Origin of the sequence: Paenibacillus phytorum (assembly GCF_013141715.1) — a bacterium.
GTDB lineage: Bacteria > Bacillota > Bacilli > Paenibacillales > NBRC-103111 > Paenibacillus_E > Paenibacillus_E phytorum.
The window spans coordinates 128,994-153,610 of sequence record NZ_WHOA01000148.1 but is presented as its reverse complement, the minus strand read 5'-3'; the positions used below and the strand labels follow the sequence as shown (position 1 = coordinate 153,610).

The 24,617-nt window shown below is 42.4% G+C and carries 24 protein-coding genes and 1 pseudogene; 19 read left to right on the top strand and 6 right to left on the bottom strand.

What is annotated here, in order from left to right:
* Positions 1-161 precede the first annotated feature (161 nt).
* Positions 162-2,351 carry a PAS domain S-box protein gene (locus GC098_RS23130; protein ID WP_171645565.1) on the top strand — a complete coding sequence of 730 codons (2,190 nt, stop codon included), beginning with the start codon at positions 162-164 and terminating at the stop codon, positions 2,349-2,351.
* Positions 2,352-2,409: 58 nt separating this feature from the next.
* On the opposite strand, the gene GC098_RS23125 is transcribed toward GC098_RS23130, so the two are convergent.
* Positions 2,410-2,640 (bottom strand): hypothetical protein, encoded by a 231-nt coding sequence (locus GC098_RS23125; protein ID WP_171645608.1) that lies wholly within the window; start codon positions 2,638-2,640, stop codon positions 2,410-2,412.
* A 167-nt stretch (positions 2,641-2,807) separates the two neighbouring features.
* On the opposite strand from GC098_RS23125, the pseudogene GC098_RS23120 reads away from it, so the two are divergent.
* From GC098_RS23120 to GC098_RS23105, 4 genes and pseudogenes are all read left to right on the top strand, one after another.
* Positions 2,808-3,881, top strand: a pseudogene (locus GC098_RS23120) (DUF3900 domain-containing protein).
* 108 nt (positions 3,882-3,989) lie between these two features.
* Positions 3,990-4,646, top strand: coding sequence for a deoxynucleoside kinase (locus GC098_RS23115; RefSeq protein ID WP_171645564.1), 657 nt, complete (start codon positions 3,990-3,992; stop codon positions 4,644-4,646).
* 525 nt (positions 4,647-5,171) lie between these two features.
* Positions 5,172-6,356, top strand: a complete 1,185-nt coding sequence (locus tag GC098_RS23110) for an FAD-dependent oxidoreductase (RefSeq protein WP_312880286.1) — start codon at positions 5,172-5,174, stop codon at positions 6,354-6,356.
* Positions 6,357-6,460: 104 nt separating this feature from the next.
* Positions 6,461-6,769: a DUF4870 domain-containing protein gene (locus GC098_RS23105; protein WP_171645562.1), complete on the top strand. Its 309-nt coding sequence runs from the start codon at positions 6,461-6,463 to the stop codon at positions 6,767-6,769.
* A 75-nt stretch (positions 6,770-6,844) separates the two neighbouring features.
* Here the strand turns inward: GC098_RS23105 and GC098_RS23100 are convergent, their stop codons facing one another.
* Positions 6,845-7,600, bottom strand: a complete 756-nt coding sequence (locus tag GC098_RS23100) for an MBL fold metallo-hydrolase (protein WP_171645561.1) — start codon at positions 7,598-7,600, stop codon at positions 6,845-6,847.
* A 250-nt stretch (positions 7,601-7,850) separates the two neighbouring features.
* Between GC098_RS23100 and GC098_RS23095 the strand changes: the two genes are divergently transcribed.
* The 5 genes from GC098_RS23095 (at position 7,851) to cyoD (ending at position 12,274) form a co-directional block, all read left to right on the top strand.
* Positions 7,851-8,111 (top strand): hypothetical protein, encoded by a 261-nt coding sequence (locus tag GC098_RS23095; protein WP_171645560.1) that lies wholly within the window; start codon positions 7,851-7,853, stop codon positions 8,109-8,111.
* Between the two features lie 238 nt (positions 8,112-8,349).
* On the top strand, positions 8,350-9,324 hold the full coding sequence (cyoA, locus tag GC098_RS23090; protein WP_171645559.1) for a ubiquinol oxidase subunit II: 975 nt from the start codon (positions 8,350-8,352) through the stop codon (positions 9,322-9,324).
* Positions 9,325-9,358: 34 nt separating this feature from the next.
* The gene (locus GC098_RS23085; RefSeq protein ID WP_171645558.1) at positions 9,359-11,332 is read left to right on the top strand and encodes a cbb3-type cytochrome c oxidase subunit I; all 1,974 of its coding nucleotides are present in this window, start codon (positions 9,359-9,361) and stop codon (positions 11,330-11,332) included.
* Entirely contained in the window at positions 11,332-11,943 is a 612-nt protein-coding gene (gene cyoC / locus GC098_RS23080) for a cytochrome o ubiquinol oxidase subunit III (protein WP_171645557.1), read from the top strand. Before GC098_RS23085 ends, cyoC begins: the two co-directional genes overlap by 1 nt.
* Position 11,944: 1 nt before the next feature.
* Entirely contained in the window at positions 11,945-12,274 is a 330-nt protein-coding gene (gene cyoD, locus GC098_RS23075; RefSeq protein WP_047677705.1) for a cytochrome o ubiquinol oxidase subunit IV, read from the top strand.
* A 485-nt stretch (positions 12,275-12,759) separates the two neighbouring features.
* Here cyoD and GC098_RS40915 read toward each other — a convergent pair whose 3' ends face one another.
* Positions 12,760-12,891, bottom strand: coding sequence for a hypothetical protein (locus GC098_RS40915; protein WP_268618802.1), 132 nt, complete (start codon positions 12,889-12,891; stop codon positions 12,760-12,762).
* 176 nt (positions 12,892-13,067) lie between these two features.
* Between GC098_RS40915 and GC098_RS23070 the strand changes: the two genes are divergently transcribed.
* Entirely contained in the window at positions 13,068-14,549 is a 1,482-nt protein-coding gene (locus GC098_RS23070) for a L,D-transpeptidase family protein (RefSeq protein WP_171645556.1), read from the top strand.
* 107 nt (positions 14,550-14,656) lie between these two features.
* On the opposite strand, the gene GC098_RS23065 is transcribed toward GC098_RS23070, so the two are convergent.
* Complete coding sequence (locus GC098_RS23065; RefSeq protein ID WP_171645555.1) at positions 14,657-15,772, bottom strand: aminopeptidase; 1,116 nt, start codon at positions 15,770-15,772, stop codon at positions 14,657-14,659.
* A 160-nt stretch (positions 15,773-15,932) separates the two neighbouring features.
* Here GC098_RS23065 and GC098_RS23060 point away from each other — a divergent pair, with 160 nt between their 5' ends.
* Both GC098_RS23060 and GC098_RS23055 read left to right on the top strand, forming a co-directional pair.
* Positions 15,933-16,475, top strand: a complete 543-nt coding sequence (locus GC098_RS23060; protein ID WP_171645554.1) for a hypothetical protein — start codon at positions 15,933-15,935, stop codon at positions 16,473-16,475.
* A complete protein-coding gene (locus tag GC098_RS23055) occupies positions 16,465-17,622 on the top strand; it encodes an MFS transporter (protein WP_171645553.1) in 1,158 nt (385 codons plus the stop codon). The genes GC098_RS23060 and GC098_RS23055 overlap by 11 nt, the downstream gene beginning before the upstream one ends.
* Before the next feature lie 57 nt (positions 17,623-17,679).
* On the opposite strand, the gene udk is transcribed toward GC098_RS23055, so the two are convergent.
* Together udk and GC098_RS23045 are read right to left on the bottom strand one after the other, a co-directional pair.
* On the bottom strand, positions 17,680-18,315 hold the full coding sequence (gene udk, locus GC098_RS23050; protein ID WP_171645552.1) for a uridine kinase: 636 nt from the start codon (positions 18,313-18,315) through the stop codon (positions 17,680-17,682).
* A 115-nt stretch (positions 18,316-18,430) separates the two neighbouring features.
* On the bottom strand, positions 18,431-18,748 hold the full coding sequence (locus GC098_RS23045; protein ID WP_171645551.1) for a hypothetical protein: 318 nt from the start codon (positions 18,746-18,748) through the stop codon (positions 18,431-18,433).
* A 28-nt stretch (positions 18,749-18,776) separates the two neighbouring features.
* On the opposite strand from GC098_RS23045, the gene GC098_RS40910 reads away from it, so the two are divergent.
* The 6 genes from GC098_RS40910 to GC098_RS23020 all read left to right on the top strand — a co-directional run bounded on the left by GC098_RS40910 (position 18,777) and on the right by GC098_RS23020 (position 24,214).
* Positions 18,777-18,905, top strand: coding sequence for a hypothetical protein (locus GC098_RS40910; RefSeq protein ID WP_281367113.1), 129 nt, complete (start codon positions 18,777-18,779; stop codon positions 18,903-18,905).
* Between the two features lie 153 nt (positions 18,906-19,058).
* A complete protein-coding gene (locus GC098_RS23040; protein WP_171645550.1) occupies positions 19,059-19,439 on the top strand; it encodes a hypothetical protein in 381 nt (126 codons plus the stop codon).
* 9 nt (positions 19,440-19,448) lie between these two features.
* Positions 19,449-20,984: a sensor histidine kinase gene (locus GC098_RS23035; RefSeq protein WP_171645549.1), complete on the top strand. Its 1,536-nt coding sequence runs from the start codon at positions 19,449-19,451 to the stop codon at positions 20,982-20,984.
* Positions 20,981-22,546: a DUF3369 domain-containing protein gene (locus tag GC098_RS23030; RefSeq protein WP_216625389.1), complete on the top strand. Its 1,566-nt coding sequence runs from the start codon at positions 20,981-20,983 to the stop codon at positions 22,544-22,546. The genes GC098_RS23035 and GC098_RS23030 overlap by 4 nt, the downstream gene beginning before the upstream one ends.
* A gap of 387 nt (positions 22,547-22,933) precedes the next feature.
* Positions 22,934-23,785, top strand: a complete 852-nt coding sequence (locus GC098_RS23025) for a patatin-like phospholipase family protein (protein WP_171645548.1) — start codon at positions 22,934-22,936, stop codon at positions 23,783-23,785.
* Positions 23,786-23,803: 18 nt separating this feature from the next.
* On the top strand, positions 23,804-24,214 hold the full coding sequence (locus GC098_RS23020; protein WP_171645547.1) for a VOC family protein: 411 nt from the start codon (positions 23,804-23,806) through the stop codon (positions 24,212-24,214).
* The last annotated feature ends 403 nt before the right edge of the window (positions 24,215-24,617 follow it).

Below are 24,617 nucleotides of genomic sequence, written 5' to 3'. Positions count from 1 at the left end.
AGAACCATTTTATTTTATCATAAAGAGGAATTTCAAGGGCACATTTCATGAACTATTTGATCAACCAAGAGCTGTTACGGGAGGAATAATCTTTACATCGTCGAATTCAAACATTTGATGATGGAAACCATCCATGTATGTTTAAGATGGGGGATAAATGAATGGATATGCTTTCGAGAACGGAACCGTCATTTGCCACGGTATTCGAATTCACAACGATGGGCATGGCGATTATTTCGCTCAATGGTCAATGGATGAAAATGAATCACAGCCTTAGCGCGATAACTGGATATTCGGAAGAAGAATTATTATATACGGATATAACTACGATCTTTTTGTCCGAAGAGAACGACAAACTGATTCGACACTTAGAGCAATTGTTGTCCGGGGATTTGCGCTCTTTTCAGATCGAACAAAGAATGAAGTCAAAAGAGGGGACAATTATAAGGGTGGAATGCGGGATTTCACTAATTAGAAACTCTGATAATGAACCTCTTTATTATATGGCCCAGATGAAAGATCTCTCGATAAAGTCCGAGATGGAACGTAAACTTGCGGAGAGTGAACAGCGGTATAATTCATTAATTGAGCATAATCCAGCGGGGATCTTGACAAGTGATTTGAATGGTTTGATCTTAAGTGTGAATCCTGCTATGGAACGGATTTTGGGTTACACGAAAACGGATATGGTGGGACAGTCCATCCATCATTTCTGGGAACAAGAAGATCAAGCAGAATACCTGACCGATAGTGTGCTCTTGCAGACGGATAATTACATGCTTCGGGTTACGCATAAGAGTGGCGATAAGATTGAATTAGGTTTAAAAAATGTGCCGATTATTGTGAATGGGATAACGGAAGGCGTTTATATTATCGCTAGAGATATCACCCAGCATAATAAAGACCGTGAGTCATTGAGAGTTGCGCAGCAGGACCTGCATGACACTGTTCGCAGACAGCAAGGAATGACCATGAAGTTCAGACAAATGCGAGGGAAATTCATTCATACCTTATGTGATGGTGAACTTCTGTATAGACTCGGCTATAAACCATCGCATATCCTTGGCAACGGCTTATACGAGATATGGCCATTTTATATGGCTTCCAATATCGATAAGTATTACCGCAGGGCATGGAGCGGGGAAGAAAATGTCATGTATGAAGCCACATTCCGGGGGATTACGTATTTGACATCTTTACGTCCCATTTTTGAAAATGGCCGCGTGGTTGAAGTGATCGGCTCTTGTGTGGACATTACGGAACGTAAACAGATGGAAACGGAGCTTAGAGGAACGAAGGAGCTGCTGGAATCTTTTATTAATAATACAACAGATGCCATCTGCGTACTTGATCAACGGTTTAAGGTTATTTCTGTCAATTCCGCTTATGAGAAAGTATTTGGCTGGAATCAGGATGAGCTTCTAAACCAACTATTGCCCATATATCCAGATTTCTTGGAAGAGCATCATAAAGAAATTCAGGACCTATTGAAAGCAGGTAATCAAATTTCGGGGTTAGAGACTGTTCGGGTTCGTAAAGATGGACAGCTCATTCATGTAAGTGTGACCAAAACGCCAATTAAGAATGAGAAGGGCGAGATTATCGGGTTCGCTGGTATTACGCGAGATATTACTGAACGGAAACGAACGGAGGAATTGTTGCGTAAATCGGATAAACTATCTGTTGCAGGCCAGTTAGCAGCAGGGCTTGCTCATGAAATTAGAAATCCGCTCACGTCACTCCGAGGCTTCTTACAGCTGCTGCAGAACGATATGAAGGGGAAACAGCACTATTTTGACATCATGCTGTCCGAACTGGATCGGATTAATTTCATCGTTAGCGAATTCCTCGTCATTGCGAAACCGGAAGCTATTCAATACAAAAGAAGTGATTTGATAAATATATTACAAACCGTGATTGCGCTGTTGGATACACAGGCTAATCTTTGCAATGTGCAGCTTTTGCTCGAGTTTGAGTCTGATATTCCGGAGTTCATTTGTTCTGAGATGCATCTTAAGCAATTGTTTATTAATTTGGTGAAAAATGCGATTGAAGCCATAACGAAAGATGGACAAATTAAGATTACCGTTTCCATGCAGGGCAGCGAGATGATCCGAGTGAGGACTCAGGATAATGGATGCGGCATCCCAGAGGAGCGGGTTAAGCAATTAGGTGAACCTTTCTATACAACGAAGGAAAAGGGTACAGGACTCGGTCTAATGATGTGTTTCAAGATCGTTGAAGCGCACAAAGGCACAATGTCGATTCAGAGCCAAATTGGAGAAGGAACCATAATTGATGTGTTTTTGCCGACGCAGACGATAAGTAAGGACATGAGTGAATTCGAATAGTATGAATGTAAAAACCGCCAGACCTGTCAAGTAACAGGAACTGGCGGTTTATTCATTTCTAAAAACGGATACTAAATTCATTCGTTTCTCTGGAATGCCATTTGGTCATCGAGGAGTCCTGTTCACAATGAATTTGTACTTCATCAGGTGTATATTTTACGATAAAACCCGAATTTACCTGATAATAAACGCCTAATGAATCTAACGACCAAACATAAACAGGTGTTTTTGTAAGAGCGGCAATGAAAATTTCTGTATCTGTTTCCAGTAGTTTGGTTCCGTAAATCATCTTCACACCTCTGTCTTATTATTTTGAAAAAGCAGCGCTTATTACTAGTGACAGCATGAACTTACAAACAATCACAAACTGTACCTATTTTTTTGTAGCGTTTCGGTTTTATACCAAGTACAATCAAAGTTGTGCAATTTTGAATATGATTGACAGGGAGAATCAGCATGAAATTCGCAGTTCAATATATATCATTTTTCGTGATCCAAGGGGAAGGTGCCGACGCGGCATCGGCTAAAAATTATCGCCATTATCAGACTTTGGACGAGAACGATTATGAAGACAGTGCTTTACAACAATTCCTAGATGGTGAGTTCGCGCGAATCGCTAAACGCAAAGTAGAGCGTAACCCGAGAGCTGAGCAGGTGCCTACGAAAATAGGGCGTTTCATTACTGAGCCAGGCTTCTAATTAGAAAGCAATCCGAATTATAATCTATTCGCGCGTCTGCGCTATGCAGAGAACAAACAGGACTTTCTTAATGTCAGTGATGAACTTTTGAATGCTTTTCTGAACACAAGCGCGGTCAGGGGCGGAGCTTTTCTTGTCGCAAGCGCGAAGCTTAATCAATATTTCGATGATCCATTTGTATTTATCCTAAAATGTGATTTTGAGCCCAAAATTGCACGAATAACCGATGAAAAGAGCTTATTGAATCAAGTGGAAATGGCGATCAATGCGAAAAACATGAAATCGATCCAATATCCGTTTATGCCTGAGGAAGGCATGTTAGAACCTTCAGAGCTCAAAATTCACCAAGCTTCACATGCTCGTTACTTTGAGGATTTCCTAAAATATGTAGAATATGAGCAGTCCATGCCAGAAATATTGCATCATCAAGTACTAGGGCTCGTTCAGCAGCAGTTAGAGAGAGACTATGAGCATAAACCTGAGGAACGTGAGCAGGAAGAAAAGGATTTGGAAATCTGGGCAGCCAGTGAAAAGAGCGAGCTTCAGGAGAAGTGGACACCGACGCAGGTCATGGATGCCGCCAATTATTTGGCCCAGCAGAAGCCGGATCTGGAAATGCGCATCAAGCTTGATCATATCAGTGTGAAGGCGCAGCTTGCCGATTATGGGCGCAAGGTTCACATTGCCAGACAAGGTGAACGGTATGTCATCCTGATTGAAGGCGATTATTTACACTTTGAAAAAGGCGTATCACCAGTAGAATTACTAAGACCAGATGATCTTCACGCTGTCATTGAGCGGATTACAAGAGAAGAAGAAAACGATAGATAAAGGTAAAAAAATAGGGTTCCCACCACTATGAATTCCTTGTATAATAGGGAAGCTTTGCAAGAATTGACTGACGGTTAATTAGGAATGGGCAGAAGGAGAAAGGGGTCAATGGCTGTGATCGTGGTTGGGGGAATGATTGGTCTAGGTAAAACATCTGTATCGACTTTGCTTGGACAAGAATTAAATTCAAATGTTTATTATGAAAGTGTCGATGATAATCCGATACTTCCGCTTTTTTATACGGCAACTCCGGAAGAAATTGAGAAGAAGCGATATCCGTTTTTACTTCAATTGCACTTCTTGAATACAAGATTTAAGGCAATTAAACAAGCGTTAGTACATAATCGAAATGTACTGGATAGAAGTATCTATGAGGATTGGTACTTTGCCAAAGTGAATCGGGAGTTAGGTCGTATTTCACAGCTGGAATTTGATGTTTATGAGGGGCTTGCGGACAATATGATGTCTGAGCTTGCCGAGCTTCCTAAGAAAGCGCCGGACCTCATGGTTTATCTAAAAGCTTCCTTCGAAACGGTTATGTACCGCATCGGACTGCGGGGACGCAGCTTCGAGCAAGATCAATCTTTAGTTGATTATTATCGGCAGCTTTGGTCAGGTTATGATGACTGGGTGATGAATCATTATCATGCCTCTGAGGTGTTGATTGTAGATATGGATCGTGTTGATGTTGTGAATCGTTCCGAAGATGCGATCGAATTAGTTGAGCAGGTACGTGCCAAGCTTTCCGAATTAGTCATCGTTTAATATGGAAATATCGAAAGACCCCCTCATACCGAGGGGGTCTTTCGAATTATGTAGGAGTTTAAATGGGTTTAGACATTGAAGTTGTTCTAGATCTTTCCTTTTTACTTTCATTTGGTTATAAAGTCCTGTGAAATTACATATACTATCGAAATATGACGGTATTTATCTTTATTTGTTGTATCTCAAGTAAAATTATTGTATGATACATTATGTATCAGGCAAAGATGTGAATTCTTCAATGGAAGAGTAGGTGATGAGTTTGTTATTTATCGTATGTTACAGAGGAAAGCCTATGTGCCCGCCACTTTCTAAATTGGCAGCAAATGAGAAAATGATGAAGTTAAGCCGATTTTTCTCGAATCTTGAGATCGTTGAGGTTAAACAACAATTAGTTGCAACATAACATAATATAAACTTCATACCCTCATAATAACGCACCTCCTTAACCATTGGTTTTAGGAGGTTTTTGTCTGGACTGGATTATGTTACAGTAGATGGAAATGGTTGTTGGTTATGGAGGGCAGCGTGAATAATATCTTAGCTACTACTAGGAAAGCCATTATCATTGGAGCTGGAATTGGTGGATTAACGACAGCGCTTTTCTTACAAAAGCAAGGTTGGGAAGTTGTCATCTACGAGAAAAAGAAAGAGCTATCCGAGTTCGGTGCCGGAATTGTATTAGCTGCGAATGCCATGCATGTATTAACGGAGCTTGGCTGTGATGAACAAGTGAGGGTAGCAGGCGCTAAAGTTGGCATGGCTGAAATTCGCTCATGGGATGGTAAACCGATTACTTCAGTTCCTGTTTCGAAGCAAGCTGCTCAATATAGAACTTATAGCTACCTTATTCATCGCGCTAAGCTTCAAATGATTTTATTTCAACAACTAAATGAACGAACAACCGTTTATTTGAATAAAAAGCTGATATCTTTTGAACAGGATCCGCATCAGGTTGTTGTCCATTTTGATGATGGAACAGAAGATACCGGACATGTCTTAATCGGTGCAGATGGCATTCATTCACAAGTTGCTCATCTATTATTTGGCATTGAACAGCTGCGATATTCAGGTTTTAGAGCTTTCCGAGGTATTACTACGTTCTTGGATAAGCGATATATTCCTGAGATCGGTGGAGGATTTGAGGCATGGGGGAGAGGACGACGATTCGGTTTTTCCCAGATTGGCGAGGGACAAGTTTTTTGGTTTGCAGCAATCAACGCAGCTCCAGGGACAGGTGTGGATAGTAAGAAGGAATACGTTCTTAAGCAATTTGAGGGCTGGCATAACCCGATTGAGCAGGCTATCCAGTCAACCGATGAGGGGTCCATATTAACGCATGACATTCATGATCGTAAACCACTTGAAAGATGGAGCCGAGGGAGAGTAACACTGCTGGGTGATGCGGCTCATCCTATGCTGCCTAATCTCGGGCAAGGAGGCGCACAGGCGATGGAGGATGCTCTGGTATTAGCTAGATTTCTTGAGGGAATATCAATGTTTTCATTAAGCAGCGTGGCAGCTGCATTTCATTCTTATGAAAGTAATCGAAAACCGCGAACCAATCAAGTTGTGCATCAATCTAGACGAATGGCACGCATCGTGCAAATGAGTAATCCGGTTGCTATTATGCTGCGTAATCAGGTGCTTAGACTTCTTCCTGATGATGTCCAAATGAAGCAATTGGATTGGCTTCTGGGTTATCGCGTGTAATTGGAAAATAATTTTTTCAAAATGTGTGAAATTCAATAGAATAGATGGAAAACACCGAATATAATGGAATAGTATACTTTGAGAAAAAGAAAGAGGTGCCGTCTATGTATGATTCTTCGGATATTCAAAGTAATAAGGGAATGGCCATCATTGCATACATCTTGTTTTTTATCCCGCTCATCGCTGCAAAGGATTCAAAGTTTGCATGGTATCACGCTAACCAAGGTCTTACGTTATTACTGGCCGCTGTCATCGTGAATGTTGTTTTGGGTATCATTCCGGTTATTGGTTGGATTCTATTGCCTTTAGCGAATTTGGCCGTGTTTGTTTTAGCCATTCTAGGTATTGTTGCTGCGGCTCAAGGCCAAGTAAAACCACTTCCGTTTATCGGAGGCTACACATTATTGAAGTAGCAGGACATACATATGAGAAGCAGGTTGCCATTTGTGGCAGCCTGCTTTTTCGATTGTAAACAAAACGGTGATAATTCAGATAGAAGAAGCTGCCAATTCAGCAATACGTTGATTTACGTTGTCTGTGTACAATCCGCCGTGATAACAAATAACAGCATCGATGTCGTATTCGCTGAACTTCTTAAGTGATTGCATCGCTAACTCATAGTTAACAGAGTACTCCGGTATGGGTCCGAGAAGTTGACCCTCTGAAACAACCAAGGCATCAGCCGCAATCAATGTTTTGCTCTGTTTGTGGTACAGACTGACATGTCCCGGAGTATGACCCGGGGTATGTATGACGACAATCCCTCCACAGCCCGCAAGTTCGAGTCCATCATCAAGAATGTCATTGACCGGACCTTTAGGCGGATTCTCCAAAGCCGATCGAAAAGCTTTTCGCCATTCCGGTGAAATATCCGCAGGTAAGCTAGCGACCGCTTGTTCGATCGATTCTGGGGTGATTTTGATCAACATCTTCTCACCTTGAATATAAGGTTTCTCAATTTCACTGGCAAGGATATCAAGCTTATGCGGAGATTTGCTTATGAAATCTGGTAAGCTTCCAATATGATCTATATCTTGATGGGTAATAATAATCGTCTTCAAGTGACGGAATGGAACGTTATGTTCCTCCATGGCTTTCTGAATAAGCGGTAATAAACCAGGATATCCGGTGTCCACCAAAATGGCGCCTTCTTCATCGGAAAAAAGGGTTGGGTGTATGACATCGATACGCCCCATGACAGGAACTGACAGTTCAAGCATATAAATACCGTTTGCAATCCGCATTTGAATCCCTCCAAAGAGAAATGATAGTGAAATAACAGTGCTATCATACCTAGAATGGATCTATTTTGTCAAACAAATATTTTATTATACCACATAATCCGATTGAAGTCAAGGTGAATTTAATTGTGAATTTGACGTACTTTATTTTGTCCAAATTTTGATCAACGTGTGAATAAAATATGAACAAATTTTGGATTTGTGATATACTATGTTTATAAAGCACTTACATTGAAGGTTTGGAGTGATAATTATGGCAAATAGAGCTGTTTTGATCAGTAGTAATGAACGCAGTGAGCGCGATGTGATGCCACTAGTCAAGATGATGACAATAGCGGCATGGGCTTTGCTAGGCATAGGATTACTATTAAGCTTGTTGAATATGGATCATTTTAGTGATCGCAATGCTTCTTTGATGGTTGGAATTGGCTTCATGGTAGGTAGTGTTCATATCTATGTCATTCGGACAGCAATTCACTTGGTGCATTCACGTGCAGCTTCAAAGAATGAATGATTTCAATGTTTTAAGAGCAGTTAAAAAGCCTTTCAAGTGACAACTTGAAGGGCTTTTTCATTTTCATGTGTTTTCATACATTTTTATAATAGTCAACAAACGTTCTGTGACATTTGTTTTACAGTAAAACGTCGATCCTTTGACGTATTTGTTAAGTTGCGTTTGCGACAGTGTACTTTTATCAACGAGATGATATCTTGATAATAGATCAGATTTGTTGATAGGGAGGTTAAGTAGGATGAAGAAGAGAACACTCGTACAAGCTATGCTGCCCTTCATGATGGTCGCCATCATTGTTTTATTGGCAGGCTGCAGTAATCAAGCTATGGTACTGGATCCCAAAGGACCTGTGGGTGCAGAACAGAAAGATTTAATTGTGATTTCCACTATTCTATGCACGGTAATCCTCGTTCCTGTACTTGCGCTAACCGCATGGATCGTTTGGCGGTATCGTGATAAAGAAGGCAATAAAGCATCTTATAAGCCGAATTGGGCGCACAGCACGACCTTAGAAATCGTTTGGTGGTCAATTCCCATCATTATTATTGTAGCCTTGGCTGTCATAACTATTCGTTATACGCACGCACTGGAGCCTTCTAAGCCGTTGAAATCCAATAAACCACCCGTCACCATTCAAGTGACATCACTGGATTGGAAATGGTTGTTTACGTATCCAGAGCAGGGCATAGCAACAGTCAACTATTTGCAAATTCCAGAGGATACACCGATTAAATTTGAGCTGACCTCTGATGCTCCGATGAACTCGTTCTGGATCCCGCAGTTGGGTGGACAGATCTATACGATGTCAGGTATGGCGATGACGCTGTATTTACAAGCCGATGAAATCGGGCATTACTTCGGGACGGGAGCGAATTTCAGCGGTGAGCATTTCGCAGATATGACGTTCGATGTGAATGCGACATCTCAGAGCGATTTCGATGCTTTCGTAGCCAAAACGAAAAAGGTACCGACAAAACTTACGATGGAAAGCTATGAAGCATTAGCAAAGCCTGGGAAGTCGGATGTGCAATATTTCTCCTCAGTGCCTGATGGTCTTTTCGAAAAGATTGTAACGAAATATACGAATGGTCAATCCATTCACAGTGGTCATGGCAGTACAGAATCCGTGAAAGAGACGAGTAAGCCTCAATCAACGGACAAAAATGCCCCTATGAACCATAATGATCACAGTCAAATGAAAATGACAAAATGATCGATCAAAGTTTTTGAGAAAGGGAGATCTGCTCATGTTGGATAAAATAAAGCAATTTGCATCAGAGTTTTTCGTAACGGGCGATCCACTCATCCTGGGTGCTCAGGTTAGTATCGGACTCTCGATGATCGCTATGATATTCGTGCTGTCTTATTTCAGAAAGTGGGGCTGGCTCTGGCGTGAATGGTTAACAAGTGTTGACCATAAACGAATCGGGATCATGTATATCATTTGTTCGATCATGATGCTGTTCCGCGGTGGTGTGGATGCGCTTCTAATGCGTCTGCAGTTAGCGATGCCAAATAGCGAATTTTTACAAGCAGAGCACTATAATCAAATCTTCACAACGCATGGCGTGATCATGATTTTATTCATGGCTATGCCATTGATGTTCGGGTTATTTAATATAGTAGTCCCTCTGCAAATTGGAGCTCGAGACGTTGCTTATCCGTTCTTGAACTCACTTAGCTTCTGGATGTTCTTCTGGGGTGCTATGCTTTTCAACGTATCATTCGTCATCGGTGGATCACCGGATGCAGGATGGCTTAGCTATCCGCCGCTTTCGGAAATGTCCCATAGTCCTGGCGTCGGACAGAACTTCTATATCTGGGGTATTCAAATATCCGGTATCGGTAGTTTGGCAACAGGAATTAACTTTATCGTGACCATTTTGAAAATGCGTGCGCCTGGCATGAAGTTGATGAAGATGCCGATGTTTACATGGTCCGTATTTTCAAGCTGTATTATGATTATCTTTGCTTTCCCAATCCTTACAGTGACGTTGGCCTTATTGTTCCTTGACCGTTTCCTTGGTGCTCATTTCTTCACGTTGGATGGCGGCGGGAATCCGATGATGTACATCAATTTGATCTGGATGTGGGGTCACCCTGAGGTCTACATTGTTGTCGTTCCGGCTTTCGGGATTTTCTCGGAAATTGTATCTACTTTCTCCAAAAAGAAATTGTTTGGTTACAAATCGATGGTTTTCGCCATGCTGATCATAAGTTTATTGTCCTTCTTCACATGGGCGCATCACTTCTTTACGATGGGGTCTGGCGCGAATGTTAATGCCTTTTTCGCCATTAGTACGATGTTGATTGCGATACCGACTGGGGCCAAAGTATTTAACTGGTTATTCACCATGTTCCGCGGTAAGATTCGTTTTACGACTCCCATGATGTGGACGATTGCCTTCATTCCATGTTTCGTTGTTGGGGGCATGACAGGGGTATTGTTATCTGTTGCGCCAGCTGATTTTCAATTCCATAATAGCTACTTCCTAATTGCGCATTTCCATCAAGTCTTAATTGGTGGCGTAGCTTTCGGTTACTTCGCTGGACTTTACTACTGGTGGCCGAAAATGTTCGGCTTTAAGCTGAACGAACACTTAGGTAAATGGGCATTCTGGCTGTGGAACATTGGATTCTATGTTTGTTTCATGCCGCAATATTTCTTAGGCTTAGATGGTATGACACGTCGTACGTACACGTACGATTTCGATATGGGCTGGGGACCGTTAAATCTCGTATCAACCGTTGGTGGTTTCCTTATGGGTGTCGGGTTCATTTTCCAAGTATGGCAAATTGCCCACTCGATTAAATTCAGAGAACCGGATGTATCCGGGGATCCATGGGATGGCCGAACATTAGAGTGGTCGATTCCTTCGCCAGCTCCAATTTATAACTTTGCTGTATTGCCAGAAGTAAACGAGGCAGATGCATGGTGGGAACAAAAGCAGAAGCAAAGCTTATCTACCAAGCAACCAGCCAAGATTGTGTATGAACCGATTCACATGCCTAAGAACTCTTCCATTCCATTCCTAATGTCCGCTCTATGGTTTTTCGCTGGATTTGGTTTTGTATTTAATTGGATGTGGCTGACGATTCCGGCCTTAATTGGGGTCGCGATCACGATGATTGCACGTTCGTTCAGCTATGATACGGATTATTATATTCCTGCTGATGAAGTGAAACGTACGGAAGCCGCATTGAAAGGGGCGAAAGTATAATGGCACATGCAGCTACGCAAGGTGGGCATCACGCCCACGATCATGAACATGATCACGAGTCGCTCAAAACGTTCGGATTCTGGATATTTCTAATCACGGACTGTATCTTATTTGGATCTTTATTTGCTACTTACATGGTTCTTCATCAAAATACGAACGGGGGTCCAACCCCGGAAGAATTGTTTAAGATGCCAGGTATCATTGCGGAAACCTTTATCTTGCTTACCAGCAGCTTCACGAGCGGTTTAGCCGTGCTTGGCATGCACAAAGGGAACATGAAACAGTTAATCGGATGGCTCGCTGTAACGGTACTTCTAGGAGCGTCATTCGTTGGGCTCGAGTTAATGGAATTCTTTAGCATGGTTAATCATGAAGGTGCAACAATTAGTACGAGCGCATTTTTATCAGCTTTCTTTGCATTAGTAGGAACACACGGCTTACACGTTTCGGTTGGTTTGATCTGGATGGTCGGCTTGATGCTGCAATTGAAACGCCGCGGCATCACAGCAGTAACCAAACGCAAAGTGGCTGTCATTTCCTTGTACTGGCATTTCCTTGACGTTGTTTGGATCTTCGTATTTACAGTCGTCTATTTGATGGGGGTGATGTAAGATGAGTCAACCGCATACAGGTTCACATGAAAACCATGACGCTCATGGTTCATTGAAATCTTATATCATTGGCTTTGCTCTCTCGATCATTCTGACTATCATTCCACTTGTTGCCGTCATGAACCATATGTTGAGCAAAACAGGCACAATTGTCTTGATCCTCATCATGGCTGTCCTACAATTTGGTGTTCAATTGTTCTTCTTCATGCATGTGAAAGAAGGCGAGAACGCACGCTGGAATATCATGGCGCTGATCTTTGGTCTTGTCATCTTACTGACGATCGTGGCCGGTTCGATTTGGATTATGACTTATAATCAAGTGGCTCATTAAGAAAAGGAAAGACGTTTTCACCACGTTTGGCGTGGTGGGAACGTCTTTTTTGCATGTTGTGTTGGACTGCACCAGTGATCGGACAGGAGGCAGTCTAGGAAGAACTTTGGAAATGTCAGCTGGAACGATGAATTTTCATCGCTAAAGTACATGGAGTACCTAAAATTCCCGCCATAGCGATGAAAAACATCCTTATCGTCGCTGACTCAGCCTAAATACTCTGAAGATGGCAGCTGTAACGATGAATTTCATCGCTAAAGTACATGGAGTATCAGAAATTACCTCCATAGCGATGAAAAACATCCTTATAGTCGCCGGCTCAGCCTAAATCCTCTGAAGATGGCAGCTGGAACGATGAATTTCATCGCTAAAGTACATGGAGTACCTGAAATTTCCGCCATAACGATGAAAAACATCCTTATAGACACCAGAACAGCCTAAATCTCAGAAGATTTCACCTGAGACGGTGAATTTCATCTATCCATCTAGCATGTCGGTTTGTTTCGTTCCTTAGCTTCTCGTTTCTCTTGTTGTACCGCTTTTTCTCCGAATTGATCTAAGCGAGAAGGGCTGCCTGCAGGTCCATTGTTCTTAGGTTTACTATTTCTTCCACTCATGATTGATCACCTCCGTCGATTCAGCTTTTGCTAAATGATTATGGTTCATTCAGTAAGGTAAAAGGTAATAAATAGTTGTCTTTCTATCTTTAGCGTGATACATTATGTATCAGAGATACTAATTGTATCATTCATCTAGAATGGACAAGCTATTCTATTGAACGGAGAGGAGCCGAATGATTCGCAGAAGCCAACGATTTCGTAACCATCTCGACGATAATCTAATTCATCTGCATAAGAACTTGTTCATTAGCCCTTCTGATCCACAATATTATGAGAAAGTGATCCGATATATTGATGCTAATTCACCGGAAGCTCATTATAAGATCGGGCAAAAATTTCACTTAAAAGGGAATTTGAAAAGGGCGATTTTTCATTACAAAGAAGTTCTTCGAACGTATCCATCGCCATTTTATTCTGCTGCTAATCGAGCTATTCGTGAATTGGATCAGCAACATGCGGAACATGCAGCAAGTATGCAAAAGGCTTTCCCAGAGGCTGAAAAGCGGTTGTTACCTCCATTTATGAAAACAATGCTTATCGTTCTCTTTGTACTTAATTTGATGTTAGTCTTCTTGTTTGTTGGAGATGCCCCGGTCTATAAAGCGATTTCGAAAATGAAAGTCTGGAGCGTTGGAAGTGACGTTACGTATGAGACGATGGATGTCCCATTTATTATGTACATTGATCCAGAAACCAAAAATGAAGATATTGAAACAGCGCTGCATAAGCAGGCTTTGGAATTAGCCAAGGAGATGCCGAATTCCAGCATTCTTATTTATGGCATCGTTTCACAAGATAACGTGAACAAAGGGAAAACGATGCTTCTCACGAATGATGAGTTGACGAAGAGCGCCATTGTTATCGCTCAATATCATCCCGCGACGGATCGCACAGTGAGAATTCGCTTTCTGAATTCCGAATTTGAAAAGCACCAACCGCTTAGTGCGATTGGTGCTAATTTAGTTCGTACAGCTTTGGAATCGTACCGCAAAGATTATGGAAGGGCCCCCGTTCATCTGAATGATCTCCTACAAGATTATCCAAATAATTATTTGAGTTTCATTCCATTAGAGGCGGTCACAAGTTCTAATGACACTTCCACGGTGTTTAACGGGCGAGGGGGATGGGTCTATGATTCAAGCGCGGCTGATGTCGAGCAGATGTTTTATGCGAATGCAGCAGGCGTTGGTCGAGTCCCTTATGAGCCTGTACATATTGAAATCAACAAGGCTGAACATCAATTGAAACTGGTTAGCGGCAGCTATTTACTATGGGTTAAAGATATTGGACTTGGCGCCAACGGGAGTACCCCCCAAGGAGATTTCCGGGTGATGGATCGTGTTCAGCAGCCCAAAGGGAAACATGCAAAGGTTTATGGGGACGCCGGCTTGGGACTTGGAGCGATCGCGCTTCATGGAACATTCGATGAGAGCTCAATCGGCACTGATCAATCGTTGGGATGTATACGACTGACGAATCCGGATGTGCAGCAATTATTTCAATTTGTTCCTAAAGGCACAGAGGTTCAAATAAATCCTGCCAAATGGGCTACGATCCATAATGAGCAAGTGAAGGACAACACGTTATTGCTAATTCCAATTAATCTGCCATCCATTAATGAATCGCCTGAACAGGTATTTCATTGGCTTGGTTAATCACACTTTGTTAATGGCATTACCTATTATTTCCTGTGAATCTCATGGAAAAAGCAGCCAAGGCTTACCGAGGTTAGTCGGAAGCAGCAGCTGCTTTTTTAAATTAACTACATTAAGTTTTCTGGGTTGAGTTTTTCCAGTTCAGGGATGACGAAGCGTCCGTCTTTGCGAATGAGAACATCATCAAAGTAGATTTCGCCGCCACCATACTCGGGACGTTGGATAAGCACCATATCCCAGTGAACGGAGGAGCGGTTCGTATTATCCGCTGTCTCATAAGCTTGACCTGGTGTGAAGTGAATGCTGCCATCAATTTTCTCATCAAATAAAATATCTTTCATTGGATGTTGGATGTACGGGTTTACGCCAATTGCAAATTCGCCAATATATCGAGCACCGTCATCGGTATCCAGGATATCATTCAATTTCTTCGTGTCATTGCTGGTAGCTTCAATAATACGTCCATTTTCGAATCGTAATACAATGTTTTCAAAAGAAGTGCCAGAATATATCGTAGGTGTGTTATAGCTGATTACACCATTAACGGAGTCTTTCACAGGCGCTGTGTATACTTCACCATCAGGTATGTTTCTTAGGCCAGAGCAAGGCACGGCGCCAATATTTTTGATGGAGAAGCTAACATCGGTTCCTTTGGCAACAAGGCGAACACGGTCTGTACGGTTCATCAGGTCGACAAGTGATTCCATAGCGACTGCCATTTTGCTGTAATCGAGATTACATACATTGAAATAGAAATCTTCGAAAGCCTCGGTGCTTTTGCCGGCTAGCTGAGCCATAGACGGATTCGGATAACGCATGACGCACCATTTCGTATTATTAATGCGTTCGTCGAAGAGAGGACGCTGGAAGTATTTCAAATAGAGCCGCATCTGATCATCGGGTACATCGGACGATTCGGTAATATTATCACCACTGCGGACAGCTACATAAGCATCCATCTGCTTCATCCGCGCAAGCTCAAATTCGGACCATTGGGTAAATAGCTCTTGCGTACCTGTCATCTGTAAGCTTCTCATGATTGCAGGATCACGCAGCTCGATGAATGGTTTACCGCCTACAGCGTACACTTCTTCAATGAAGCATTTGGCGAGTTCGGGGTCTTTGACTCCAATCATTTCAATTAGAATGTTCTCTCCAGGTTGAAGGCTTACTGAATAACGGATTATATTGCGGGCAAAAGTTTGAAGTCTTGGATCTCTCATTCTATAGGTCTCCCTTAATTGAATATAGGTACTTACAAATTATATCGCAACAGGCGTTCTTAAGCCAATAATGACTAATGATTTCGTGGAACTTAGTGGGGTATGCTACAATATGTCAAGGAATGACAGACAACAGAAATTACAACTAGAGGAGGACGCAATGGCAAGAGATCAGATTAAAGTACCATTCGGGTACGAACCTCCGGCGGAGACTCATAAAGGAACCGTCTTTTTATTTGAAACATTTGAAGACTGGACGGAGACAGAACTGCACGCTTTTACCAGATGGGCTGAGGAAAGGAAGTTCGTTCGAGCTATCTTTTATCCCCAGCATGAGGAAACGCTTCGGAGAATGGATATACCTTGTCAGCTGCCCTATTATGCCCGTGTGAAGCATTTGGAAAGCCTTCTGGAACAAGTGGATACCACCCTTCAGTTGGACTTGGATAAGTGGGAAGGGAAGCGTAAGAAGTACACACCGATAGATACATCTTTGAAATTTTTGACGGATAAAACGCCCGCTCCCCATTTTGTGTGCATGAGTGACCGGTATGCGAATCTATTCGTTACGTATCCTTCCTTCAAGGAATGGATAAAAAAAGTAAGACTCGTCATCATTAACCAATTCCATGTCCCTCTCCATGGTAAACTGAATGATTACGCCGAGAGATGGGAAGTTGTGGATTTTGGAAATGGCTCTTAAACAACGGATCGCTAGTAACAAATTAATCATATTAATTATGGTCGTTATCGTGGCAGGGATGAGTCAAGGTATGCTCCTGCCGCTGCTAACGATCCTTTTGGATCGTTCGGGTGTTTCGACGGAAGCCAATGGTCTGAATGCGGCAGCGCTTTATATTGGTATTTTCTCCACGATGTTCTTCATAGAAAGGCCTGTGCGAAGATACGGATATAAGCCGGTCATCATGGTCGGGATGGGACTGGTCATCATGGCAACTTGTTTGTTCCCGGTATGGCAGCAGATTGGTTTTTGGTTTGTACTTCGTTTGCTTGTAGGGATTGGGGATAGCGCCCTGCATTATGCGACGCAGTTATGGATCGTTACGTCAAGCCCTAAAGAGCGTAGAGGACGTAATATCTCTTTATACGGCATGGCTTATGGCGTTGGTTTTAGCTTAGGACCTATAGGAATTACCTTGCTCAAAGCAGGAAGTTGGGTTCCCTTTTTGACGACCAGCTGCTTTTTCTTAATCGTTCTGACGCTTGTACTGCAGTTGACCAATGAGAAGCCAGAGCAACTGGACAAAGTGGAGGCGGTGCATAAGCGTGCTTCAAAGGTTTTGGCAATCGCTTGGTTCCCGCTCATTACCTCCTTACTCTATGGCTATATGGAAGCCTCGATGAACAGCAATTTTCCGATTTATGGGCTGCGTGCAGGTCTTACGGAATCTAATATTGGTGTTCTGCTGCCCATCATGGGGGTAGGGGGTCTCATCATGCAGCTGCCGCTAGGGATTTGGAGTGATCGCGTGGGGCGGAGAAGTATCCTTATTGTGAGTGGCCTCATTGGCTCCATTGCATTTCTGTGTATTCCGTTCGCGGGCTCGAATCTTTGGTTGATTGGACTCTGTTTCGGTGTTGCCGGGGGCATGGTGGGCTCGTTTTTCTCGCTAGGTTTGGCCTATGCGGCAGACATTCTGCCCAGACATTTAGTACCTACTGCGAATGTACTTGCTTCTATCCAGTACAGTTTAGGGAGTATAGCTGGCCCTTTAATGGGAGGACTAGCTATACGCTATATAAGCACGGCCAGTATTTTTTACTTGATAAGCTTTATCTATGTCTTATTTGCCCTATCTGGGTTTACTTTTCGACGTCAATCTGTATGAGAAAAGGACACTGAACCTAAAAACTAGGTTTGGTGTCCTTTTTCATTTGCACTTCATTTAGCCTATTTCATAGCTCGCAGCTTGATCCGTCATATACCGCTCTGTCAAAATAGTCAACATCGAAATGCCAATTTGATTTTCTCCGCCCTCAGGAATAATAATGTCAGCATATTTCTTGGACGGTTCAATAAATGCGTCATGCATCGGCTTAACCGTCGTCAAATATTGATCAAAGACAGATTGCAGCGTACGTCCTCGTTCATTAATATCTCGGGATAGGCGGCGCAGAATACGGACGTCCGGGTCTGTATCAACGAACACCTTGATGTTCAAAGCGCCGCGCAGCTCTTCGTCTGTTAAGACATGAATGCCTTCGAGCAGCACAATCGGCTTTACCTCGATACGAATCGTTTCTTCTGAGCGCGCATGCTGCGAGAAATCGTACACAGGAATGTCCACGGCATTGCCGCTTTTCAATTCGTTTAAATGCTTGAGCAGCAAGGCGTTCTCGAAGGCACGGGGATGATCATAATTGATACGTTCCCGTTCTTCAAAAGTCAGACCACTATGATGAAGATAATAATTATCTTGTGAAATTAAAGTCACGTTCGTGGACCCTAGCTTGGTAATGATGGATCGAGCTACTGTTGTTTTTCCTGAACCGGTACCACCGGCAATTCCGATAACGAGCATGAAATGTAGTGCCTCCCCAAATAACTTGAAAACCTTCCTCCGTAGTTTAACATAATGTTCGTATAAAAAGAAAAAGCGATCGAATTTCGATCACCTTTTGCAGAGAATAATAGTCTTATCGAATTTGCTTCGGGGTATGGAACTTCTCTTGATTGGCCTCGATATCTTGTGAAGCTTGCGTCAATTGTTCCATGGTTTGCTGTATCTGCTGTCCATACTCATCGTTATTAAAAGCTTGAAGCTGCTCATGTGCTTCGTGAACTTGCTGCTTAGCCTCTGTAAGAGCTGCATTTGCAGATTGTATAGAGCGAGGGTTTGCTTGTGAAATGGCTACTTGCAGTTGATGCTCAGCGTCTTGAGCTTGGAGTATCGCATGATCTGCTGCGTCAATGGCGTGCTGAAGCGGCTGCTGATGCTGATGGGTTTCTGTCATAGGGGAATGCCTCCTAAGGATAATTGTTATGGGTAAAAAAGAACAGCGACTTTACTACATTGCTCCAAAACTGGGGAAATCATTCTTCGTTTGGGAAATGAAATTATTTCCTGGGGAAGCGCAAAATGTGAGCGCACTTATGATATTTCGACATTAAAAGTCAGAAAATTTCGAATACAAAATCAATTGTACAAAAAGGCTATTGTTTCCAAAATAAAAGTGGACAAACCGCTTGAATATTCATAAGCTAGAGAAGATAGCTTTTTTTTGCCATGATTAGACAATTAGGGTCTAAATAGGGGATGAAACGATGAGAACATGGAAAGGTTTTTGTATAATTGCAGCTGTTACACTAAGTATTTCCGGATGTGGATCATCCAAAACCAATACAACACCGGCAAATTCGTTCACGCCTACCTTAGAGGCAAGTACCACTGTTAATGGAGATTCAGCAACCCTTCGAATTACAACGGACCTTATGCTTTCCAAAGAGCATTATGATCAACAGCGCAAGCAAGGGGAAGGGCACGTGCATGTTTCCTTGGACAAAGCAGAAAAAGAAATCATGACGACTACTGAAAAAAAATATGAGAATTTAAGCAAAGGCCCTCACGAATTAAAAGTTTCCTTACATAATAACGATCATACACCTTACGATGTAAGCAAGACGATCACGTTTGAAGTGAAGTAGGAGCAACCCATGCCATTTCTTAAAAAGAGATTGAGCTTACAGAAAAGAATTGTTTTCGTCGTAACGGCTGTTACGGTCAGTATGCTCTCAACCATGTTGATCTTCGACACCATAAGTTTAAATCAATCCATTCGAGAAGCCTATGTGAGTCAAATAAGCGGCATGACAATTGCCATCAATGGACGCTATGAAGAATCTCGTTCCGTTACCGATGTGCAGCAAATATTTGATTATATTCAATACAAAAATACGCGTGTTCTCGAAATGAAGTTATACGATAAACAAGGCATTGTTCTCGCGGCTTCCAATCGTTCTGAAGTTGGCAATCATATGCCTCTTTCTAGGGTAGTCGTTCCTAAGCAGGATCAAACCATTGTTGACCGTGTGCCTATGGCGGAAACGGATAAACCGGTTGTCCGTCTAACGGCGCCTCTTCAGGAGGATGGCCTTGTTGTAGGTGCGGTAGAAGTTATTTTTGATTCCTCCGAGGAAGCCGCGCTGCTGACAAAGCGAACGAAACTTATTCTGATTGTGGGCTTTAGTGTTGCTATTGTTATGTCAACATTACTATGGCTTATTTTGCGAAGGATTGTTATTCGTCCGTTAAGTCGGCTTCGTGAAGCCGCGCTTATTGTGAAGCAAGGAGGAGACCTTCCTAAACTGCAGTTCAAAGCTTCTCCTGAAATCGCTGAGGTGTCTGAAGCTTTTAATGACATGGTCAAAAATTTGGATGAGCGCTACCATGAACTTCAACAGGTGCTAAATACGCTGCAAGTGACACAGGACCACCTTGTCCAATCGGAAAAAATGGGGGCTTTGGGTAATTTGGTTGCCGGGGTTTCACACGAAATCAATACACCAATCGGGATCGGTGTAACCGCAATTAGTTATTTGGATCAAAAGACGAAGGAATTTAAGAGCCTGTATGAGACTGGGAAGATGAAAAAGTCTGACCTTGAACAGTTCCTATCCATTACCCAAGAGACGAATGCCATGGTGCAGACCAATTTGGAACGCGCTTCTTCCTTGGTGCGCAGTTTTAAACAAATTTCTGTTGATCAAAGTGTTGAAGTAAAGCGCACGTTTCACTTGAAAGAGTATTTAGAGGGAATCATTTCAAGCTTGAAACCTACGCTCAAGAAAACAAGGCTCCGAGTAGATGTATATTGCGATAATGAGCTGATGCTTTACACATACCCAGGCGCTTTATCACAAATTATTACGAATTTAGTTATGAATTCTTTGAACCATGCTTATGCATTAGAAGAAGAAGGCAGTTTAACGATACGTGTTGAAGATCATCAAGACTATATTATCCTTGCCTATACAGATGACGGTAAAGGGATGACACAAGAAGTTCTAGATCAAATTTTTGATCCTTTCTTCACGACGAGCCGCGGCAAAGGCGGAACTGGGTTAGGGATGAATATTGTCTATAATCTCGTTACACAATCACTGAATGGAACCATCGATGGTTCCAGTACCTTGGGACAAGGAAGTTTATTTACCATTACAATTCCGAAAGAGGAGGAGGCCGTGCAATGACAGGACAAGATGGGTTAATGGACCAGGATGAGCTTCTTTTTGCTGAGGAAGAAGAGACCGATTCAGCTAAGGAAGTAACGATCGAACAAGACCCTTGGGTCGTACTTATTGTTGATGATGAGAAACAAATCCATCAAGTGACGAAAATGGTTCTGCAAGATTTCGAATTTGATGGAAAGAAGCTGGAATTCCATAGTGCTTATTCGGCTTTAGAAGCCAAACAGCTATTGAAACAACAACCGAATGCCTCCTTAGTTCTTTTAGATGTTGTTATGGAGCAAGATGATGCGGGGCTGCAAATTGTTAAGTACATACGCGAAGAATTGAATAATCAGGCGATACGTATTATTTTGCGGACAGGTCAGCCAGGTCAAGCGCCTGAACGCACGGTCATCATGGATTATGACATTAATGATTATAAAGAAAAGACAGAACTCACAACACAGAAGCTGTTCACCACAGTGGTAACGGCGCTGCGTTCCTATCGTGATATTAAAACAATTGAGAAAAGCAGATCAGGCCTGGAGGAGATTATTAAATCATCTGCTTCGCTATTCGAGCTGCAATCTATGAAGAAATTCGCTTCTGGTGTTTTAACACAAATGACATCCATCGTTAACTTACATAAAAATGCGCTACATTGCAGCTTTGCTGTTACCAAAGGTGTTGAAGATATTTATATCCTAGCAGCGAGCGGAGATTATGCATCCAATCAAGACGAACGAGCAAGGGATGTTGTTCCTGCAGATGTACTCGAAGAGATTGAACATGCCTTTCATTCCAAAAAAAGCAGCTTCGCATCAGATCGCTTTGTGATTTATTTTCAAAGTAAGATGGGGATGGAAAATGTCATCTATATGAATGGATTCAAAGCACTCAGCGAGTGGGAGCATTATTTAGTTGATATTTATTGTGCGAATGTTTCTGTGGCTTTCGAAAATATTTATTTGAATGAAGAGCTGGAAAGCACACAGCAAGAAATTATTTATACGATGGGCGAAATCACAGAAACGAGATCAAAGGAAACGGGACACCATGTAAAAAGAGTTGCTGAATACTCCCGTTTACTGGCCATCAAGTATGGTTTATCCGAGCAGGAAGCCGAAGTCATTCGCTTAGCTTCACCGATGCATGATGTGGGTAAAGTTGGCATACCAGATGCGATTTTAAATAAGCCTGGATCGCTTACAAGTGAAGAATTCGACGTTATGAAAACCCATTCGAATCTTGGATACGAAATGCTTAAGCATTCGAACAAGCAAGTCTTAAATGCTGCAGCTATCATTGCCCAGCAGCATCATGAGCGTTACGATGGAACAGGGTATCCCCAAGGACTTCGCGGCGACGAGATCCATCTCTATGGTCGTATAACCGCATTAGCTGATGTATTTGACGCTCTATGCAGTGATCGTGTTTATAAGAAAGCTTGGGAACTTGATCGCGTGATGGATTTGCTTAAAACGGAACGCGGTCGTCATTTCGATCCTGTAATCGTAGATCTCTTCATTAAGCATTTGGATGAGTTTCTGGTCATTAAAGAGTTCTACAAGGAACAGCGTTAATGGCATTAATTGCCTGAATAGCCTTCTCATACTAGCAAGACCAGACCCTAAATGAACGCGGAGCCCTTGTCCTTGGACAGGGGCTTTTTTGTGTTGCGTATAAAGATTGGTTTTGTTATTCCACTATCTTTTGATGGGTTTGGTGTCGATCACGACAGTGGCTTCATTCGAAGCTTTCCTATTGTCGCCGACCAATGGACTGATCATCCGTAAAATTCGCCAAAAACGTGGATTATCAGGGGTAATTCCTGAATCCGTCTAATAAAGTGGTATGAAATCTGCTTCTTTGTCTCTTTTACGGAGATGGAGGAGCATTTCTTTTAATTTACATTTCCTGTATGCTAGAAAGGGGCTAGAGACAGAGAGAAAGAGAAAGAAGGTGTGGCCATGGAAGGAATTGGACTCGTACTGGAAGGCGGAGGTATGCGAGGCGTATACACCGCAGGAGTCTTGGAATACTTTATGGAACAGGATTTATATTTTCCTTATGTGGTTGGTGTATCGGCAGGGGCATGCAACGCCGTTTCATATATTTCCAAACAACCCGGGCGTAATAAAAAAGTAACGATTGGTTATATTAGGGATCACCGATATTTAAGCTATCGCAATTTATTCCGTCATAAAAGCATATTTGGGATGGATTTCATATTTAATGAGCTGCCAAATAAGCTGGTGCCGTTTGATTACGATGCTTTCTATAACTCGCCGCAGCAGTTCGCTATCGGTACAACCGATGCGCATACAGGCGAACCCATTTATTACACGAAGCATCAGCTCATGCAGCAAACCATGCCGATTGTTCAAGCTTCAAGCTCATTGCCTTTTGTAGCGACACCCATTCATTATGAAGGTCGAACCTTATTTGACGGTGGCTTAGTGGATCCGATTCCTGTGAAGAAGTCTCTTGCTGACGGGAATAAAAAGCATGTTATCGTACTAACCAAAGAAAAAGGTTATCGCAAGACCCCATTTAAACAGCGATGGTTAGCTAAAAGCTTTTATCCGGCTTATAACGGTCTAGTAAATGTACTTGTCAATCGAAGCGAAATCTATAATGGAACCTTAGAAACCATTGAACGAATGGAAGCAGATGGAAGTGCGATCGTTATACGACCTTCGTCTAAAGTAGTAGTAGGCCGTATGGAAAAGGATCCAAAGAAACTAGAAGCGCTGCACGAGCTTGGGTATCAGGATGCGAAACGAATGGGATCACAGATGAAAGAATGGCTACTTAATTGATTGGAAGGAGTTGTGTTCGTGGAAAAATCAAATCAAAAAATAACGACATTTTTAATGTTTTCTGGCCAAGCTGAGGAAGCCATGAATTTCTATACGTCTTTATTTGACCATTCCGAGATATTGACCATAAAGCGCTATGGAGCGGGTGAGGCTGGCCCCGAGGGAAGTGTTCTGCACGCCACATTTTCACTTCATGGACAGGTATTTATGTGCATAGATAGCTATGTGAAGCATGATTTCACTTTTACACCTGCGATTTCATTGTATGTCACATGTGATAGTGAAGAGGAAATTGATCGTGTGTATGAGAAGTTAGCGCAAGACGGCACCGTGCTCATGCCATTAGGAGCCTACCCATTTAGTGAAAAGTTTGGTTGGGTTGGTGATCGTTTTGGAGTCACATGGCAATTGACTCTTGTGAAAAAATAGGTAGATGATTAAAGGCCACTGTTCATTAAGTGAAGCGCCCCAATAAGAATAGGCATTGGAAAAACCCCTGGGTTAAACCAATGAAAATTCTAGGGGGGCATGATCATGAAGTGAATGGTGGTTTTTTCTTGTTTAAAGGTTGGTGAAGGATTGGATCCAGACTCTTGTTGGTTGATGTTGTAGAAAGTACAACAATGGCAGCCGATATTGCGCCTATTGCGATAAGTTGTTGTATTACGTGCAACATTTTGGACCCATACAGGTCATTTTTCCCTAAATGGACTAAAAGTGTTGTACAAAATACAACTTCATCTTAAAAAATAGCCTTTGAAAGCGGAAAATGTTGCAGAAAATACAACATCGGTAACCATGGATGCCCACATACATGTACTTAGACTTTGAA